Raw genomic sequence first — 17,396 nt, 5'->3', positions numbered from 1 at the left:
TGGGGGCCGGGGGTCAGAGGTGGGCGTAGACGTCGTCGAGGGTGAGGCCGCGGGCGACCATCATCACCTGGAGGTGGTAGAGCAGCTGGGAGATCTCCTCGGCCGTCTGCTCCTCGGTCTGGAACTCGGCGGCCATCCAGACCTCGGCCGCCTCCTCGACCACCTTCTTGCCGATGGCATGGACGCCCTGCTGGACGAGCTGCGCGGTACGGGAGGTCGCGGGGTCGCCGGTGGCGGCCTTCTGCTGGAGCTCGGTGAAGAGCTCCTCGAATGTCTTGGAAGCCATGATGGCAACCACCTTACGGTGTTCGGCCCGGGGCTTGGTCAACGGCTCGACCAGTGGACACCGCCTTGGACGCCGGGGGCCGGCGGCAGCAGTCGGACCCTGCCCGCCGCCGGCCCCCGTCCGGCCGTTCCCGACCCGGTGTCAGGCCAGTGCCCGCAGCGTCACGGCGGTGGCGACGGCGGCGCTGACCGCCTCGTGGCCCTTGTCCTCGGCGGAGCCGGGCAGGCCCGCCCGGTCGATCGCCTGCTCCTCGTTGTCGCAGGTGAGCACGCCGAAGCCGACCGGCACGCCGGTGCGCACGCTGACCTCGGTGAGGCCGGCGGTGGCCGCCTGGCAGACGTAGTCGAAGTGCGGGGTGCCGCCGCGGATGACGACCCCGAGGGCCACCACCGCGTCGTAGCCGCGCTCGGCCAACCGCTGCGCGGCGACCGGCAGTTCGAAGGTACCGGGGACGCGCACCACGGTCGCCCCGGTGATCCCGAGCTCCTTGAGGGCGCGCTCGGCACCGTTCAGCAGGCCGTCCATCACCTGGGTGTGCCACTGGGCCGCGACCACCGCGACCCGCAGGTCCTCGGCGTTCTCGACGCTCAGTACGGGGGCTCCGTGACCAGCCACGATCGTTCTCCTAGGGTTTCGTACGGGATTCGGTCGGCGATGGACGGCTTCAGCCGACCAGCCACGGCAGGTCGTGGCCCATCCGGTCGCGCTTGGTGAGCAGGTAGGCGAGGTTGTGCCGGCTCGCCTGCACCGGTATCGGTGCCCGGTCCTTGACCTTGAGGCCGTGGTCCAGCAGCGCGGTCTGCTTGTCCGGGTTGTTGGTGAGCAGGGTGAGCGAGCGCACCCCGAGGTCGATGAGCATCTGGGCGCCGATGCTGTAGTCGCGGGCGTCGGCGGGCAGGCCGAGCTCCAGGTTGGCGTCCACGGTGTCCCGGCCCTGTTCCTGCAGCTGGTAGGCGCGCAGCTTGTGGCCGAGGCCGATCCCGCGGCCCTCGTGGCCGCGCAGGTAGAGCACCACCCCCCGGCCGGCCTCGGCGACCCTGGCCAGCGAGGCCTCCAGCTGCGGGCCGCAGTCGCAGCGCAGCGAGCCGAAGACGTCGCCGGTCAGGCACTCGGAGTGCACCCGGACCAGCACGTCCTCGCCGTCCGGCAGCCGCCCGACACCGTCCTCGCCGACGGCCAAGCCGCCGGCGACCAGGGCGATGTGCTCGGTGCCGTCCAGCGTGCCGCGGAAGCCGACCGCGGTGAAGTCGCCGTGCACGGTGGGCAGGGCGGTCACGGCCACCCGCTCGACCTGGGACTCGGTGCGGCGGCGGTAGGCGATCAGGTCCTCGATGGAGATGATCGACAGGCCGTGTTCGCGGGCGAAAGGCACCAGGTCGGGCAGCCTGGCCATGGTGCCGTCGTCGTTGACCACCTCGCAGATGGCCGCCGCCGGGGGCAGGCCGGCCAGCCGGGCCAGGTCGACGCCGGCCTCGGTGTGGCCAGGCCGGGACAGCACGCCGCCGTCCGCCGCGCGCAGCGGGAAGACGTGGCCGGGCCGGGTGAAGTCGCGGGCGGTGGAGGCCGGCTCGCCGAGCAGGCGGATGGTCAGCGCCCGGTCCACCGCGGAGATCCCGGTGGCCTCCACGTCGCGGGCGTCCACCGAGACGGTGTAGGCGGTGCCCTTGCGGTCCTCGTTGACCCGGGTCATCGGGGGCAGGCCGAGCCGGTCGGCGTCCGCGTGGGTGACCGGGACGCAGATCACCCCGGAGGTGTGGCGGATGGTGAAGGCGAGCAGCTCCGGGGTGGCCGCGGTGGCAGCGAAGATCAGGTCGCCCTCGTTCTCCCGGTCCTCGTCGTCCACCACGACCACGGCGCGGCCGGCCGCGATGTCGGCGATGGCCTGCTCGACCGGGTCGAGAGTCAGGTCGAGGTCGTGCGTGCGGGTGTTCATGCCGTGACTCCCTGCAGGGTGGGGGCGGGCTTCGCCAGCCGGCTGCGCAGCCACCAGGAGCGCAGGCCCAGCATCACCAGGACGAAGTAGACGAGGTAGACCAGACCGGAGAAGGGCAGACCGCTGGAGAAGGCGAGCGGGACGCCGACCACGTCGACCGCGATCCAGGCGAACCAGAACTCGACCCAGCCGCGGGCCTGGGCGATCATCGCGGCCAGCGTGCCGGTGAAGATGTAGGCGTCCGCCCACGGGGACCAGGAGAGGTTCCAGTGCTGGAAGACCAGCGCCACCGCGACGGTGGCCACGGCGGTGCCGGCCACCAGCACGGCGCGCTCGGCCCAGGTGGCGAACCGGATCCGGATGTCGCCGTCCTGGCTCCGGCCGCGCTGCCACTGGACCCAGCCCCAGATCGAGGTGGCGATCACCACCAGCTGCTTGCCCACCCCACCGGACAGGTGGGCGGAGAGGTTGGCGCTGATCAGCACGAGGCCGGAGAGCAGTTGCACCGGCCAGCTCAGCACCGAGCGGCGCCAGCCGTAGGCCAGGCCGATCAGTCCGAGGGTGTTGCCGATGACGTCGTTCCACTTGAAGTGCTCGCCGAGCAGGGTGAAGGCGACGGTGTTGAGCCAGTTCACTTGGCGTCCCCCAGGGCACCGGTGTTGCCGCCGGCCGGGACGGTGCCGGCGGCGAGCAGCCGCTCGACGTACTTGGCGAGCACGTCGACCTCGAGGTTGACCGGCTCGCCGACCGCCTTGGCGCCCAGGGTGGTCAGTGCCAGGGTGGCGGGGATCAGGCTCACGGTGAACCAGTCGTCGCCCGCCTCGACCACGGTCAGGCTGACGCCGTCCACCGTGATCGAGCCCTTGTCGACCAGGTAGCGGGCGATGGTCCGCGGGAGCGAGAAGCGCAGCACCTCCCAGCGCGGCCTGCCGTTGGCGTCCGGCTCGCCCGGGGAGCGGTCCAGCAGGGTGCCGGTGGCGTCCACGTGCCCCTGGACGAGGTGGCCGCCGAGCCGGGCGCCGAGCGCCATGGCGCGCTCCAGGTTGACCCGGGAGCCGGGCACCAGCGTGCCCAGGCTGGTCCGGCGCAGCGTCTCGGCCATCACGTCGGCGCTGAACTCGCCGCTGTCCTGTGCCAGTTGTTCGGGGGTGTCGACCACGGTGAGGCAGACGCCGCTGACCGCGATGGAGTCGCCGTGCCGGGCCCCCTCGATCACCTGGGGACCGCGCAGGCGGATGCGCGAGGAATCTCCGTACTCCTCGATGGAGACGACCTCGCCGAGCTCTTCGATGATGCCGGTGAACACCCGGATTCTCCTCGCGCTTTGAGCGCGGACTCCGGGGCGGCAGACATGGGAAGCCGACCACGGGCCTGACGGCCGGCGATGCCTCGAAGGACGACGGATGGGCAGAGCCCGACCGCCGAACCACGCACGGCTCCCCGGGAGGAGACCGCGGTACCGCCGTGACAAACCCGTCGCGCACGCCTCCCATCCGGACTTTAACCGTCGGTCCAGGAGTTTCACCTGGTCAACCGGCCGCTGGCTGCGGACGGGTCGCGGACTGTAACCGCCGGTTCGGAGTTTCACCGACCCCGGAGTGCGCTGAACGTCACTGCTTACTGCAATGCGCTCATTCTGCCATGATCCGCAACCGGCCGGGGAGGGGGCACCGCTGTGGTCTGTTTCACGCCGGGGGCGGGAATGAGCGGCCGCGTGCCGGGGCGCGGACCGACGCGTCGTCAGGCGCTGGTGAACCAGCGGCCGAGGTAGGCGGCGACCTCCTCCGGGCGGCGGGCGGTCAGCGCGGTGTGGCCGTCGGGGCGGACCAGTACCAGCGCGCCCGGCGGCAGCAGGCGCTCCTCCCCCGGGGCGGGCTCGACGGTGTGCACCTCGATGGGCACGGGGTGGCGGGCCGGCAGGACGGCCGGGGACGGATCGCCGAGCGCCGAGTCGGGCACCCGCAGCAGGGTCCAGCGCCGGTAGTCGAGCAGTTCGTGCAGCGGCCGCCAGTGGCCCTCGGTCCGGACCGGCAGGTCCGGCATCCGGTCCCCGGCCCGCCTCCCCACTGACAGGGCGCTCTCCCGGTGGTGCATGTCGAGGTCGCTGAGCCGGCTGCGGATCCGGTCGGTGGCCCGCCGGCTGCGCATCAGGCGCGGGCCGAGCAGCCGCATGGCGAGCAGGGTGGGCGCGGTGCCGGGCAGCTCCATCCGGTCACGGGCGGTCTTCCGCATCACCCGCAGCGCGGTCAGCCGCTGCTCGCTGGCATAGGTGTCCAGCAACTCCGGTCGAGCCCAGCCGAGTTGCACGCTGGCCAGCTTCCAGGCCAGGTTGTGCGCGCCGCGCAGCGCGGTGTTGAGGCCGTGCGCGGCCACCGGCGCCCAGACGTGGGCGCTGTCCCCGGCGAGCAGCCCCCGCCCCCCGCGCAGGGTGCGGGCGAACCGGTCCTGGAACCTGGCGCGGTTGGTCCAGAGCGGGTCGGTGGCGGACAGCCGCACGCTGGGATCGTGCGCCGCCCTGGCGACGAAGGCACTCATCTCCTCCAGGCTGGGCGGGGTGAGTTCACGGCGGTCCGGGTCGCCGGTGAAGCCGTAGAAGCGGTAGCCGCCGCCGGGTCGGGGCGCGGCGCCGGCCGAGATGCCGCGCGACAGGAACATGTAGGTGTGCCCGGGGCGGGCCGGGTACGACCAGTCGGCGATCGCGTTGAACTGCACCACCTGCAGGTTCTCCCGCGGCCCGCCCTCGAACGGCAGCCCGAGCGCCCGGCGCACCAGGCTGTGCGCACCCTCGCAGCCGACCACCCAGGCACAGCGCAGGGTGCGCCGGTGGCCGTCCGGTCCGCGGACGTCGACTTCGGCGGCGTCGTCGCCGAGCCGGACCGCCACCGCCTCGGTGGACCACTCGACCTGACCGCCGACCTCCAACAGCCGCTCACCCAGCAGGCGTTCGATGGCGTCCTGCTCGATGCAGAGCGGATAGGGGAACCGGGTGCCGGGGGCCGCCATGGCGACCTCGCCGAGCGAGCGCCCGGAGACCACGATCTCGGAGGTGCGCAACTGAACGCCGTCGGCCAGGAACCGCTCCGCGCAGCCGAGATCGTCGAGCACCTCCAGCGCGCGCTGCCAGACCACCCCGGCCCGGGCCTGCCGCTTGCCACTGCCCTCCTTCTCCAGCACCGCGACCTGCAGGCCGTACTGCCGCAAGCCGATCGCCAGGGCCAGACCGGTGGGCCCGGCGCCGACCACGACCACGTCGACCGTCCGCGACGGACGCGTTCCTGACCGCATGTCAACCCCCTTGGACCAGCAGCTGGGACGGACCGTGGAAGACCAAGTCCTGGGTGTACCGCACCGGTTCAGCCGCCTGTTCGGCAACTGCCAGGTGCGGGAACCTGGCGAGCAGCATGGTGAGTCCGATCTCGGCCTCGGCACGGGCCAGCGGGGCGCCGACGCAGTAGTGGCTGCCGATCCCGAATCCGCAGTGCCGGCGGGTGTCGCGACTCAGGTCGAGCCGGTCCGGCTGCTCGAACCGGGCCGGGTCGCGGTTGGCGGCGCCGAGCACCAGCACCACCTTGCTGCCGGCCGGCACGGTGCGGTCGCCGAACCGGTCGTCCTGCCGGGCCAGCCGGGTGATCATCTGCACCGGCGCGTCGTAGCGGATCAGTTCGTCGACGGCGGCCGCGGCGAGCAGCGGGCCGCGTCGGAGGGCGAGCAGTTGCCCGGGGTGGGCGAGCAGCGCGAGCAGGCCCTTGGCCAGCAGGTTGGTGGTGGTCTCATGGCCGGCCGTCAGCAGGTGGACACAGGTGCCGACCAGGGTGTCCTCGGACAGCGCGGAGCCGTGCCGGAGCATCAGGCCGATCAGGTCGTCGCGCTCCCGGCGGCCGGCGCGGCGCAGTTCGGCCCGGAAGTAGGCGTCCAGTTCGCCGGCGGCCGTCTCAACCAGCCGGAAGGCGTCGGCCCGGCGGCCGGTGCGCGTGCTGGTGGCCAGTTCCAGGTCCAGGGCCTGGGCGCGGAACCAGGCCCGGTCGTGTTCCGGCACCCCGAGCAGCTCGCTGATCACCAGCACCGGCAGCGGCGCGGCGAAGCGCTCGACCAGGTCGGCCACGCCGTGCGCGGCCAGCTCGTCGGCCAAGCGCTCGACCAGCCGGGCGGCGATCCGGCGGATCCGCGGTCGCAGTGCCTGGACCACTCGCGGGGTGAAGCTGCGGGCCACCAGCGCCCGTACCCGGGTGTGTTCGGGCGGGTCCATGAAGACCATCCAGTTGGCCACGGTCCGTTGCAGGTGCGGGCAGTCCGACGGGATCCGGGCCGGCGCGGGGCCGCGGCAGTAGTCCCGCCGGCCGGAGAGCACCTGGGCGACGGCCGCGTGGCCGAACAGGTACCAACTGCCGTCGTCGGCCAGGTGGACCGGCTCGCTCTCGCGGTAGTGGCGGTAGAGCGGATAGGGGTCGGGGAGGTGGACTTCGGCGGGACGGAAGGCCGTTGGCAGATCGGTCACCGGCCACCACCGGTCGTGGCACGGACCACGGCGTCTTGCGGACTCATCGGCCACCGCCGCGCACCGCGTCGGCCAGCGCACCGGGATCGGCGGGCAACTCGTCGGCGTGCCAGGCGACATGGCCGTCCGGGCGGACCAGCACGAAGCGGCTGCGGTAGACGTCCGCCGCGACCACCCCGAACGGGACCTTCCGGTCGCTGAACGCACGTTCCACGCCGTCGAGTTCGGTGGAAGCCGTGACCAGCCGGAAGCCGGGCCCGTAGCGGTCGAGCACGCTGGCGCCACCGGGCAGCCAAGCGTGCGGGGCGCGGTGGCCGGCCGCCGGCTCGGTGCGCCAGTCGGGCTGGGTCAAGCCGTCCGGGACGACCAGCGGCGACTGGTAGCGGTAGCCGAAGTGCACGTCGGGGGCCTCGAATTCGCGGCGCACCTCGCCCTTCTCCAGGCCGCGGGCCAGCTCCTGGCGGGCCCGCTCACCGGCCGGCGAGTCGAGCACCAGCTCCATCGGCAACGGCCGGTCCAGCGTGCGCCGGAGGTTGCGGTTGGCCTCGGCGAGGCTCTGCTCGGCGACCGGGCGCCGCTCGGTGTCATAGCCGTCCAGCAGACCGGGACCGGCCCAACCGGCGAGTTCGCCGGCGAGCTTCCAGCCGAGGTCGGCGGCGTCGGCCAGCCCGGTGTTCATCCCGAAGCCGCCGGAGGGCGAGAGGGTGTGCGCCGCGTCGCCCAGCAGCAGCACCCGGCCTTGCCGGTACTGCTCGGCGACCCGGTGGGTGAGGTGCCAGACGTTCTCGGAGAGCAGTTCCAGCGGGGTGTCCAGCGAGATCGCGGATCGGACCAGGCCGAGCGCGTCCTGGTCGCCGTCCTGGGCCACCGTCAGCCGGTAGAGCTCGCGGCCGTCCATCGAGCGCAGCGGGTAGCGCAGGCCCGGCGGCTGGGTGAGGAAGTACACCAGGGCGTTGCGGGAGCCGAGTTGCTGTCGCAGCCGGGGCGCCCGGAACAGGATGTTGCGGAACACCCTGGTCTCGAAGTACTGGGGGGCGTCGACGCCGAGGAGTTTGCGCACGGTGGATGAGGCGCCGTCGCTGCCGACCAGATAGCGGGCGGTGAACTCCAGCATGCTGCCGTCGCGCAGGTCGGTGGCGGTGGCGCGGACCTGGTCGCCGTCCTGGGTGAAGGACTCCAGCCGGGTCTGCCGGCGCAGCGGACCGTCCGGGTGGACGCCGACGGCCTCGCCGAGCAGCGGCATCAACCAGTGCTGCGGGCAGACCTGCTCCGGTTCGGGCGTGTAGGCGAGTGGCGGCCTGGTGTCGGCGGTGCCGAAGTGCAGCCGGTGGATCTCATGGCCGCCGAGCGCGGTGACCCAGGCGATGTCCAGTGGGTGGTCGCCCGGCCAGCCGGCCCCGCGGACCCGGTCGGCCAGGCCCCAGCGGCGCATCAGTTCCATGGAACGCGGCCCGACGGTGCCCACCTTGGGATGCTCGACCGCACCGTCGGAGGCGTCCAGGACGACGCAGCGGACGCCGCGGTAGTCGAGGTCCAGCGCCAGCGCCAGCCCGACCGGGCCGCCGCCGACGATCAGCACGTCCGTCTCGTGAGTCTGGGCCCTGCTCGTCTGTCTGGTCATCACACCACCCGGCTTCGACGGAAGGAGTCTGAGCGAAATCGAATCCGCGGCCACGACAACCATTCATCACGCGGCCGTGAAATACGATGATCTGTTCCAGTGCTGTCCACCTGAAATCCGAGACACTCCAGCTCCGCGGCCCCAGCGGACCCCGGAGTTCGGACACGGTGGAATTGCTGACAGTATTTCAGCGGCCGGGTCTGATAAAACCTGATGGCCCACGAACACCGGTTCACGGGGTGCCGGCGTCCGCCCCCGAGGGCTCGGGGGCGCCGGGGGCGGACGCCGGGGGCGGCGACGGTGCGGTCGCCCGGTCGTCGGATCCGGTGGTACCCACCGGACGGGTGAACAGCCGGCCACTGGCCGGGTCCAGCAGCACCAGTGCGGCGACCGCGGTCGGCGCCGGGCTCACCCGCACCACCCGGTCCGCGCGGAACCCCGGCCAGGAGTCGCCGTCGAACAGCGGCGCGCCGGTGCCCGCCTCGGGCGGGGTCAGCGGATTGCCGCAGGCGCACCGGACCCGGGGCACCCCGTGGGCATCGACCAGCACGGCGCTGCCCGCCTGCAGGACGGACCGGAACGTCGTCGGCAGCCCGTCCGCGAAGCCGTGGTTGGTCACGCTGGTGTCCGCCCGCAGCAGCACGCCCGTGAGCGAGCGCAGGTAGTCCGGGAGCGCGCTCTGCTCGACCCCCACCGTGTCGGCCCACGCCTTGCCCCGGTCGGCGTGCGTGGCGAGGAAGCCGGCCAGCTGCCCGGTGTCGCAGTCGGCGACGTGCTCGGTGCCGCCGTAGAGGCCGGCGGTGTCGCCGTTCACCGTTCCGACGGGCACGGTGGCCGCACCGCCGGGGGAACCGGGCGGTGGGGCGAGGGCCACCGAACGGGTGTAGGGGTCCCGGCCGGGCGAGGTCGCCGCCTGCAGGGTGGTGGGGATGGCTCCGGTGCCGGCGGTCGCGCTGCCTTGGTTCGGCTGGCGCTCGATCAGGAGTGCGGCCAGGCCCGCGACCACCACCGCCCCGATGCCTGCCGCCACCAGGGCACGCGAGCGGCGCCACCAGGGCCGGCGCGGGCTGCGGCCACCGGGGCCGACCATGGTGCTCGGGGGTGCCGGCGAGGTGGGCCCTTCGCCGGCGGGTGGGGGCCCTTCCTCGGCAGGCGGGGGCTCCTCGGCAGGCGGGGGCTCCTCGGCGGGTGGAGGCTCCTCGGCGGGTGGAGGCTCCTCGGCGGGTGGGGGCTCCTCGGCGGGTGGAGGCTCCTCGGCGGGTGGGGGCGCTTCTCCCTCGGATGCGGACTCGGCCGCAGCCTGCCGACCAGGCGCCGGCCCGGCGCCCGCCGACTCAGCGGACTCCCGGTCGCCCGTGCCCCCTCCGCCCCCGGAATCCGCTCCCGTCGGCCTACCAGCCGGCCTGGCGCCCCCGCCCGAGTCGTCCTCCGACGGCCCACTCGACGACTCGGCCCCGCGGCCGTCGAGGGTGGGCGGCTCGGGACCTGACGGCTCTTCGGCACTCACGCCCCATTCTCCCCGTGCGTCCCAGCACCCTCGCAACCGCTGCTGCGTTGAACGGGCCACCGGGCACGCTCCCGCCGCGAGCGCACCCAGCTGAAGCGGCGCACTGCCCGACCATGCGCCGCTCGGCGGCGCCGGGCTCCGTGGTGATCGCCCATCCCGGCAGCCGCGTCGATCAAGGTCGTCACCTGTCGTGATAGTGTCGTCACACAGAGCGCAGGGATCACTTCCACCCCGCGCACCCCAGGGCTCTCTGCCACCAGGACAACCTTCAGTCGCCAGGACGAGAATTCGATGCGCGAGGACACGCTGCTCCGCCCCGCCGCGACCGGCACCACCGCACCACTGACCGGAGTCACCCTGACGGCCACGGGTCGCGGCCTCCCCCTCCGACTGGCGATCCACCTGCTCCAGTTGCTCGGCGCGAGACTGATCGAGCATCACCGGTCCTCCGCACCGGCACGGTTGACGTTGGGCAGCGGCTCAGACGCCGTGACCTGTGCGCTCGACTGGGCCGGCCCGGTGGCGATGCCGCTGGCGAGCGAGGCTGACGTGCAGGCGGCCTGCGGGTTGGCCGCCGTGCACGGGCGGCGGTACGGCGCAGCACGGCCCCTGGGCATCGAGTACGCGAGTGCGGCGGCCGGAGTGCTGGCCGTGCAGGGTCTGTTGGCCGCTCGCCTCGCCGTTCTGCGTGGCGGCCAGGCGCGCCGGGTCCGCACCTCGGTGGCGGGTGCCGCGCTGCTCGCGGTCGGCCAGTACCTGGCGGCGGCGACGGCGGACGATCCGCCCGAGCCCACTCGGGCGGACGACGGACCTCCACCGTTCACCAGCGCCGACGGGGTGCGGTTCGAAATCGAGGCACTGGACCCCGGGCAGTGGCTGGCGTTCTGGAGCGGCCTCGGGGTGGCCCGGCCGGTGGTCGGGCAGGGCTGGCCGCCGTTCCAACTCCGCTTCGCCACCGGGAGCTGCTCACTGCCAGCCGAACTCGACATGGCAACGCGGCAGTTGAGCTACTGCCAACTGAGCCGGGCAGCCACGGCGGTCGGGGTGTCGATCGTTCCGGTGCGCGCGCACGGTCCCAGCGGCTACCGGCCGCCGCCGTGGCGGATCGAGGGCGTTCCCGGGCCCGGTTCACCGCTGCCGGCGGCATCGGCCGATGGCGCCCCGCTGGCCGGCCTGGTGGTGGTCGAGATGACCCGCCGGTTGCAAGGCCCCCTGGTCGGGCACCTCCTGGCGCGGCTCGGCGCCGAGGTGATCCGCGTCGAGCCGCTGGGCGGGGACCCGTCGCGCGGAGTGCCGCCGATGGTGGGAGAGGTGTCGGCCAGGTTCCACGCGCTCAACCGGACCAAGCGGGTGGTCGAGGCCGACCCGCGCTCGTCGGCGGGACGCCGGGCGATCCGTGAACTGATCGCCGGTGCCGAGGTGTTCCTGCACAACCTGGCCCCTGGCAAGGCGGAGGCCTTCGGGCTCGACCCCGCGCAGCTGTCGGCCGAGCACCCGGGCCTGGTGCACGCCTGCGCGTCCGGCTGGGGCGGACTCGTCGACACCGAGGGCGGCACCTCGAGCGGTGCTCTCCTGCCCGTCGGCACCGACTACCTGGTGCAGGCGTACAGCGGCCTGGCCGCGCTGGTGACGCCGCCCGGACGGCCGGTCGCCCCCGCGCTACTGACCATCACCGACGTCTTCGGCGGCCTGATCAGCGCCACCGGGGTGCTGGCCGCCCTGGTGGCTCGGGCCGGCAGCGGGCTCGGGCAACGCGTGGACTCCTCGCTCTTCTCCGCCGCCATCGCCCTGCTGGACACGGCGACCCCGGCCGACGCACCTGCGGCCCGCTTCGCAGCCGTCGCTCCCGAGGAGTTGGCCGCCGACCCCCGGTTCGCCGCCGCGCTCCATCACGACCGCTGCGTACTGCCCCGGGCGCCCTGGGAGTTCCACACCTGACGGCCGCCCCGCCGGTTCGTGCCCGACCTCGCAGTCCGACAGTCGACGGGTCCACCCCCGGCGGTTCGACAACCGGCGGGCCGTCCCCCGCAGTTCGCCACCTGGCCGGGTCCGGCAGTGCGATGACCGGCCGGGCCCGCACCCCTGATCCATGGAGCCCCCCATGAGCTGGACCTCCCGCCAAGGCCTCGCCCTCCCGGACCTCGTTCCGACCGCCCTGCGCCGCGCCTGGTCGGCCGACGGCCACTACCTGGACACCGACATCTACCGGCTGTTCCGCCGGCGCGTCCTGGCCCACCCCGACCGGGATGCGGTGATCCAGCCCGACAGCACCCTCAGCTACGTCCAACTCGACCACTGGGTCGGCCGGTTCGCCGGTGCACTGGCGGCAGCCGGGGTGCGTGACCGGGAGATCGTCGCCATTCGGCTGCCGAACGGATGGCCGGCGCTGGCCGCCGAACTGGCCGCCGCCCGCCTCGGATCGGTGGCGCTGACCTTCCCGGCCGGTCCCGGCAGCAGCGAGGCCCGCTCGCTGCTGGCCCGCTCCCGAGCCACCGCCCTGATCACCACCGGGCCGCTCGACACCGCCGGCCTGCCCCACCTGAGGGCGGTCCTGACCCCTGGCCGACTCCTCGACCAGCAAGAGAGCGCCGCCGCCGCGCCGGCCGCCGATCCCGACGCACCGGCCCGGATCCTGGTCTCCTCCGGCTCCGAGGCCGAGCCCAAGATGGTCGCCTACTCGCACAACGCCATGGGCGGCGGCCGCGGCAACTACCTCCAGGCGGTCTACGACGGCGAACCGGCACCCCGCTGCCTCGTCCTGGTCCCGCTGTCGGCGTCCTACGGCTCGCTCGGCGCCGTGTCGCTGTACCGCCACGGCGCCACCCTCGTCCTGCTCGACCGCTTCGACCCGGTCACCGCGCTGCGGGCGATCACCGAGCACCGGGTGACCCACCTCTTCGGGGTGGCCACCACCCTACGCCGCATGACCGCGCAACCACCCTGCGCCGATGAGGACTTGAGCAGCCTGCGGGCAGTGATCGCCAGCGCCGACGAGCTGCCGGCCGGAGCCCTCGCCGCCGCCCTGGAACGGTTCGGCCGCCCGGTGAGCAACGTCTACGGCTCCTCCGACGGTGTCAACTGCCGTGGCGAGTACCGCACCGCACGTGCCGAGACCACCGTGCTGGACCACCCGGACCCGGCCGTCTGCGACTTCGAGGTCCGCGACGAACAGGGTGGCCCGCTTCCGGCCGGCGCCGCCGGGGAGCTGTGGGCACGCGGGCCGATGACCCCGCTCTGCTATGTCGGCGCGCCGGAGTTGGATGCCCGCAACCGGGACGCGGACGGCTGGGTGCGGACCGGCGACCACGGGCTGATCGGCCACGACGGTCGGCTGCGACTACTGCGACGCAACAGCCAGTTGATCAAACGCGGCGGCTACTCGATCAGCCTGGCCGAGGTGGAGCGGCACGCCGCCGCGCACCCCGCGCTGGCCGAGGCGGTCTGCGTGCCGGTGCCGGACGAGGACCTGGGCGAGCGGCTCTGCGTCTGCGTGGTGCCGCAGCAGGACCACCCGGCCCCGACCCTCACCGAGCTCAACCACTTCCTGGAGGAGCAGTGCGGGTTGGAACGCCGCAAGCTGCCCGAGCAGTTGGTAGCCCTGCCCACCCTGCCCCTGAGCAGCACCGGAAAGCTCTCGCGCCGCGAGCTCTCCCGGATCGCGCGGGAGAACCCCGCCCAGCCGGAGCCGTCGCAGGCACAGCCGGCGCCGTCAGAGCCGGCTCTCGGTCATCTGCTGCGAGCCGAGCACGCGTAGCAACTCCAACCGGCCGGCCGACTCGCTGCCAGGTCGGGCCGTGTAGACCAGCAGCAGTTGGCCGTCCCGCGCACCGCAGAGCACCTCGCAGTCGACTTCGATCGGGCCCACCACCGGATGCAGCACGGTCTTGCGACCGTCGCGCCGGCGGGCCACCTCGTGCCGAGCCCACATCCGGGCGAACTCCTCGCTGACCGCAAGCAGTTCGTCGACGAGCTCGGCCGCCTCGGGGTCGTCCGGCTGGGCCGCGCGGATCGCCCGCAGGTTGGCCACATGGCTGCGGGCCAGTTCGTCGTGCTCTGCTCCCGCGAACCGCTCGCGGCTGGTCGGGTCGGTGAACCACTGCCAGATCACGTTGCGTTCGCGGGGTGGCAGTTGGCTGCGGTCGCCGAACAGCGCGACGGCCATCCGGTTCTGCGCCAGCACGTCGCCCAGCCGGGAGACCACCTGCGCCGGGGTGTCGTGCAGGCGGTCCAGGATGAGCAGCAGGGCCGGCTGGAGGTGGGTGAGCGTGCGCCGGGTGCGCGGCGGTTCGTGGCCGGCCAGGTGGAACAGGTGGTTGCGCTCGTCCTCGGTCAGTCGCAGGGCGCGGGCCAGGGCGACGAGCAGCTGCGGGGAGGGCTGCGGCCCGCGGGCCTGCTCCAGGCGGGCGTAGTAGTCCACCGAGAGTCCGGCCAGTTGGGCCACCTCCTCGCGGCGCAGCCCCGGGGTGCGGCGCCGGGTCCCGGGCGCCAGCCCCACGTCGGTGGGAGCCAGCCGGGCGCGGCAGCGGCTGAGGAAGTCGGCGAGTTCCGTGCGGTCCGTCATGGTCCCAGGATGCCGGTGGGCCGTCCCGGCGATCCAGGGTGGGTTCATCCGGGGATTGCCAGTCCCAGGTTCGCCGAGCCGCTGCTCAGCAGGTCTCTGCCGCCCTCCGGGCCGCGTCGGCACTGTGGTTGCCGTGTCCGGCGGACGGTGCCGGGCAGCGGTCCGGGGCTTGTGGAGGGCTCATGGCGAGGATTCTGGTGACCGGCGCGACGGGTCAGGTCGGTCGGCGGTTCGTGCCGCGGCTGGCCCGGTGGGCCGGCGCCGACGCGGTGCGGGTGCTGGTGCGGGATGCCGCGCGGGCCGAGGCGCTGGCCCGGCTGGGCGTCGAGCTGGTGGAGGGTGATCTGCGGGACGCGGACGTCCGGGCGAGGGCGCTGGTCGGGGCCGACTCGGTGGTGAACGTGGCCGCCGCCTTCCGGGGTGTGCCGGATGCCGAAGCCTTCCAGGTGAACCGCGACGCGGCGGTGGAGCTGGCGCGGCAGGCGCTGACGGCGGGGGTGACCAGGTTCGTGCAGACCAGCACCAACCTGGTGTACGCCGGCGGCCTGGGCCGACCGGCGCAGGAGGATGACGAGCTGGCGCCCGGTCCACAGCTCGGCGCCTACGCCGCTTCCAAGGCGCAGGCCGAGCTGGCGATGCGGGAGTTGGACCCGGCACTGGGCCTGACCGTGGTGCGTCCGGCCTTCGTCTACGGCGAGGGCGACAGCCACCTGCGGGACGCGGTGCAGCGGGCGGCGACCTGGCCGGCTCACAAGCGGCTGCCGGTGGTGCACCACGCGGACGTGAGCCTGGCGCTCTGGCGGGCGCTGAGCACGCCGCACGCGGCCGGCCGGGCCTACAACGTGATGGGCGACGCGCCGATCTCGGCCTTCGAGCTGCACCAGCGGCACGGCGTGCCGCAACCGGCGGACGCGGTGGGCCGGGTGGACGGGGACCCCTGGCAGGGCGTGGTCTCCACCGCCCGGATCCGGGCGGAGCTGGGCTGGCGGCCGCTCTTCCCCTCGGTCTGGACCGCACGGGACGCCGGAGCGCTCTGAACGATCCGTGGGCTTCGGCGCGGTGACGGGATATCAGGCCGGCCTGGGCGCCGCCGCCGTATTGACGCACCACATTGGTCTCGACCAATGTGGTGCTGTCGCCGGCACGCTCCTTCACCGTCCCTGGCAGGGCGCCCCCGTGCCCTGCCCCACCCCGAGGAGGACCCGCCCATGAGGCGCGTCACCCTGCCCGCCTTCGTGACCACCACCCTGCTGGCCGGAGCCGTGCTGCCGCTCTCCCTCCCGGCCACCGCCCAGGCCGACGGCGGAGTCTCCCCGGCCCGGGCCGGTGCCGGACTCTCCGCACCCCGGGCCGGTGTCGGACTCTCCGCACCCCGGACCGACGGCCGAGTCCCCGCTGCCGGGGCCGGTGGTGGCGTCTCCGGGCTGGTCGCCATCGCCTCGTCGCCACAAAGCTGGTCGAGCGGCTTCGAGTTGGACTTCACCGTGACCAACCACACCAACGCGACGGTGAGTTCCTGGGCGATCACCTTCGATCTGCCGGCCGGCGAGACCATCGGCGGCAGCGCCTGGAACGGCACGCTGACCGGCAACAACGGTCACTACACCATCACCTCGCCGAGTTGGGCCACGCCGCTCGCCCCAGGCGCCTCGGCCCCGGTGGTCGGGATGGACGCGAGCAGCAGTGGTACCCCGGCGCTGCCGGTCGACTGCCTGATCAACGACCAGCCCTGTGCCGGCGGTCCGATGGACACCACCCCGCCCAGCGTGCCCAGCGGTGTCACGGTCTCGGGTGCCGGCCCGGGCGCCGTCACCCTCAGCTGGCAGCCGTCGACGGACAACGTCGGGGTGGCCGGCTACCGGGTCCACGAGGGCGGCACGGTGGTCGCGTCAACCACCGGGGGAACCAGCGCCACGGTGTCCGGGCTGCTGGCGGGCAGCACCCACAGCTTCACCGTCACCGCCTATGACGCGGCCGGCAACGAGTCCGCGCAGTCCGCCTCCGTCACCGGTGTGGCGGGCGGCGGCAGCACGGCCGGCGTGGCCGCGCCCTTCGTCGACCTGGGCGCCTACCCGACGCCCGACCTCACCCGGATCGCGGCCACCACCGGCCTCAAGCAGTTCTCGCTGGGCTTCATCGTCAACGGAACCACCGCCTGCACGGCCAGCTGGTTCAACGCCTACGATCCGGGAACGGCCTGGGACAAGGCCGACTTCGATGCCTTGCGCGCCACCGGCGGCGACATCCGCCCGTCCTTCGGCGGGGCCAACGGCACCGAACTCGCCCAGTCCTGCGCCGATGTGCCGAGCCTGACCGCCCAGTACCAGAAGGTCGTCGACGCCTACGGATTGGACCGGATCGACTTCGACATCGAGGGCGCGGCGGTCTCGGACCACGCCTCGATCGACCGCCGGTCGGCCGCGATCGCCGCCGTGCAGGCCACCCAGCGGGCCAAGGGCCGGGACCTCAAGGTCTCACTGACCCTGCCGGTGCTGCCCAGCGGCCTGACCGGCGACGGCGTCTACGTGCTGCAGTCCGCCAAGGCCGCCGGTGCGGCGGTGGACGCGGTCAATGTGATGGCGATGGACTTCGGCGACACCGAAGCCCCCGACCCGGCCGGCCGGATGGGTGGTTACGCGATCCAGTCGGCCCAGTCGACCCGGGCCCAGATCGCCGGGGTCTGGCCGAACCTGTCCACCGCGCAGACCTGGGCGATGGTCGGCGTCACCCCGATGCTGGGACAGAACGACAACGCGGACGAAGTGTTCGGCGCCGCCGACGCGCAGCAGTTGCTGACCTTCGCCCAGCAGAACCACCTCGGCGAGCTCTCCTTCTGGGAGGTCACCCGGGACGGCAACGCCTGCACCGGTGCGCTGTTCAAGTGCACCAATATCCCGCAGACGCCGTACCAGTTCTCCAAGCTGTGGGCGACGTACGCCGGTTGAGGTTGCCGCCAAGCGGTCGGCCCCGGTGCGCGGTTGCGCACCGGGGCC

14 protein-coding genes and 1 riboswitch are annotated in these 17,396 nt (G+C 73.4%); of the genes, 4 read left to right on the top strand and 10 right to left on the bottom strand.

Features of this window, described 5'->3' with window-relative positions; translation table 11 throughout:
* Nucleotides 1-13 precede the first annotated feature (13 nt).
* The 9 genes from LN042_RS02245 to LN042_RS02205 form a co-directional block, all read right to left on the bottom strand.
* The gene (locus tag LN042_RS02245; protein ID WP_249800453.1) at nucleotides 14-286 is read right to left on the bottom strand and encodes a phosphoribosyl-ATP diphosphatase; all 273 of its coding nucleotides are present in this window, start codon (nucleotides 284-286) and stop codon (nucleotides 14-16) included.
* Between the two features lie 141 nt (nucleotides 287-427).
* The gene (gene ribH, locus LN042_RS02240) at nucleotides 428-901 is read right to left on the bottom strand and encodes a 6,7-dimethyl-8-ribityllumazine synthase (RefSeq protein WP_230048014.1); all 474 of its coding nucleotides are present in this window, start codon (nucleotides 899-901) and stop codon (nucleotides 428-430) included.
* A 49-nt stretch (nucleotides 902-950) separates the two neighbouring features.
* On the bottom strand, nucleotides 951-2,219 hold the full coding sequence (locus LN042_RS02235; RefSeq protein ID WP_230048013.1) for a bifunctional 3,4-dihydroxy-2-butanone-4-phosphate synthase/GTP cyclohydrolase II: 1,269 nt from the start codon (nucleotides 2,217-2,219) through the stop codon (nucleotides 951-953).
* Nucleotides 2,216-2,854, bottom strand: coding sequence for a nicotinamide mononucleotide transporter family protein (locus LN042_RS02230; RefSeq protein ID WP_230048012.1), 639 nt, complete (start codon nucleotides 2,852-2,854; stop codon nucleotides 2,216-2,218). The genes LN042_RS02235 and LN042_RS02230 overlap by 4 nt, the downstream gene beginning before the upstream one ends.
* Nucleotides 2,851-3,525 (bottom strand): riboflavin synthase, encoded by a 675-nt coding sequence (locus LN042_RS02225; RefSeq protein WP_230048011.1) that lies wholly within the window; start codon nucleotides 3,523-3,525, stop codon nucleotides 2,851-2,853. The genes LN042_RS02230 and LN042_RS02225 overlap by 4 nt, the downstream gene beginning before the upstream one ends.
* Before the next feature lie 171 nt (nucleotides 3,526-3,696).
* Nucleotides 3,697-3,824, bottom strand: a riboswitch (FMN riboswitch).
* A gap of 135 nt (nucleotides 3,825-3,959) precedes the next feature.
* Nucleotides 3,960-5,504: an FAD-dependent oxidoreductase gene (locus LN042_RS02220; protein ID WP_230048010.1), complete on the bottom strand. Its 1,545-nt coding sequence runs from the start codon at nucleotides 5,502-5,504 to the stop codon at nucleotides 3,960-3,962.
* A gap of 1 nt (nucleotide 5,505) precedes the next feature.
* A complete protein-coding gene (locus LN042_RS02215) occupies nucleotides 5,506-6,714 on the bottom strand; it encodes a cytochrome P450 (protein WP_230048009.1) in 1,209 nt (402 codons plus the stop codon).
* 43 nt (nucleotides 6,715-6,757) lie between these two features.
* The gene (locus LN042_RS02210; RefSeq protein WP_230048008.1) at nucleotides 6,758-8,335 is read right to left on the bottom strand and encodes an FAD-dependent monooxygenase; all 1,578 of its coding nucleotides are present in this window, start codon (nucleotides 8,333-8,335) and stop codon (nucleotides 6,758-6,760) included.
* Nucleotides 8,336-8,567: 232 nt separating this feature from the next.
* The gene (locus tag LN042_RS02205) at nucleotides 8,568-9,365 is read right to left on the bottom strand and encodes a DUF6777 domain-containing protein (RefSeq protein ID WP_230048007.1); all 798 of its coding nucleotides are present in this window, start codon (nucleotides 9,363-9,365) and stop codon (nucleotides 8,568-8,570) included.
* Nucleotides 9,366-10,133: 768 nt separating this feature from the next.
* Here LN042_RS02205 and LN042_RS02200 point away from each other — a divergent pair.
* On the top strand, nucleotides 10,134-11,780 hold the full coding sequence (locus tag LN042_RS02200; RefSeq protein WP_230048006.1) for a CoA transferase: 1,647 nt from the start codon (nucleotides 10,134-10,136) through the stop codon (nucleotides 11,778-11,780).
* Nucleotides 11,781-11,943: 163 nt separating this feature from the next.
* Nucleotides 11,944-13,596 (top strand): class I adenylate-forming enzyme family protein, encoded by a 1,653-nt coding sequence (locus LN042_RS02195; RefSeq protein WP_230048005.1) that lies wholly within the window; start codon nucleotides 11,944-11,946, stop codon nucleotides 13,594-13,596.
* Here the strand turns inward: LN042_RS02195 and LN042_RS02190 are convergent.
* Entirely contained in the window at nucleotides 13,552-14,403 is an 852-nt protein-coding gene (locus tag LN042_RS02190) for a helix-turn-helix transcriptional regulator (protein ID WP_230048004.1), read from the bottom strand. The two genes, LN042_RS02195 and LN042_RS02190, sit on opposite strands and share 45 nt — an antisense overlap.
* 182 nt (nucleotides 14,404-14,585) lie before the next feature.
* Here LN042_RS02190 and LN042_RS02185 point away from each other — a divergent pair, with 182 nt between their 5' ends.
* Nucleotides 14,586-15,440 (top strand): NAD-dependent epimerase/dehydratase family protein, encoded by an 855-nt coding sequence (locus LN042_RS02185; RefSeq protein WP_230048003.1) that lies wholly within the window; start codon nucleotides 14,586-14,588, stop codon nucleotides 15,438-15,440.
* Between the two features lie 171 nt (nucleotides 15,441-15,611).
* The gene (locus tag LN042_RS02180) at nucleotides 15,612-17,348 is read left to right on the top strand and encodes a cellulose binding domain-containing protein (protein ID WP_230048002.1); all 1,737 of its coding nucleotides are present in this window, start codon (nucleotides 15,612-15,614) and stop codon (nucleotides 17,346-17,348) included.
* Nucleotides 17,349-17,396: the final 48 nt, after the last annotated feature.

Source organism: Kitasatospora humi, assembly GCF_020907985.1.
In the GTDB taxonomy this organism is placed as follows: domain Bacteria; phylum Actinomycetota; class Actinomycetes; order Streptomycetales; family Streptomycetaceae; genus Kitasatospora; species Kitasatospora humi.
Note: the sequence above shows the minus strand (reverse complement) of the source record. Positions and strands in the feature narration are given on the sequence as shown.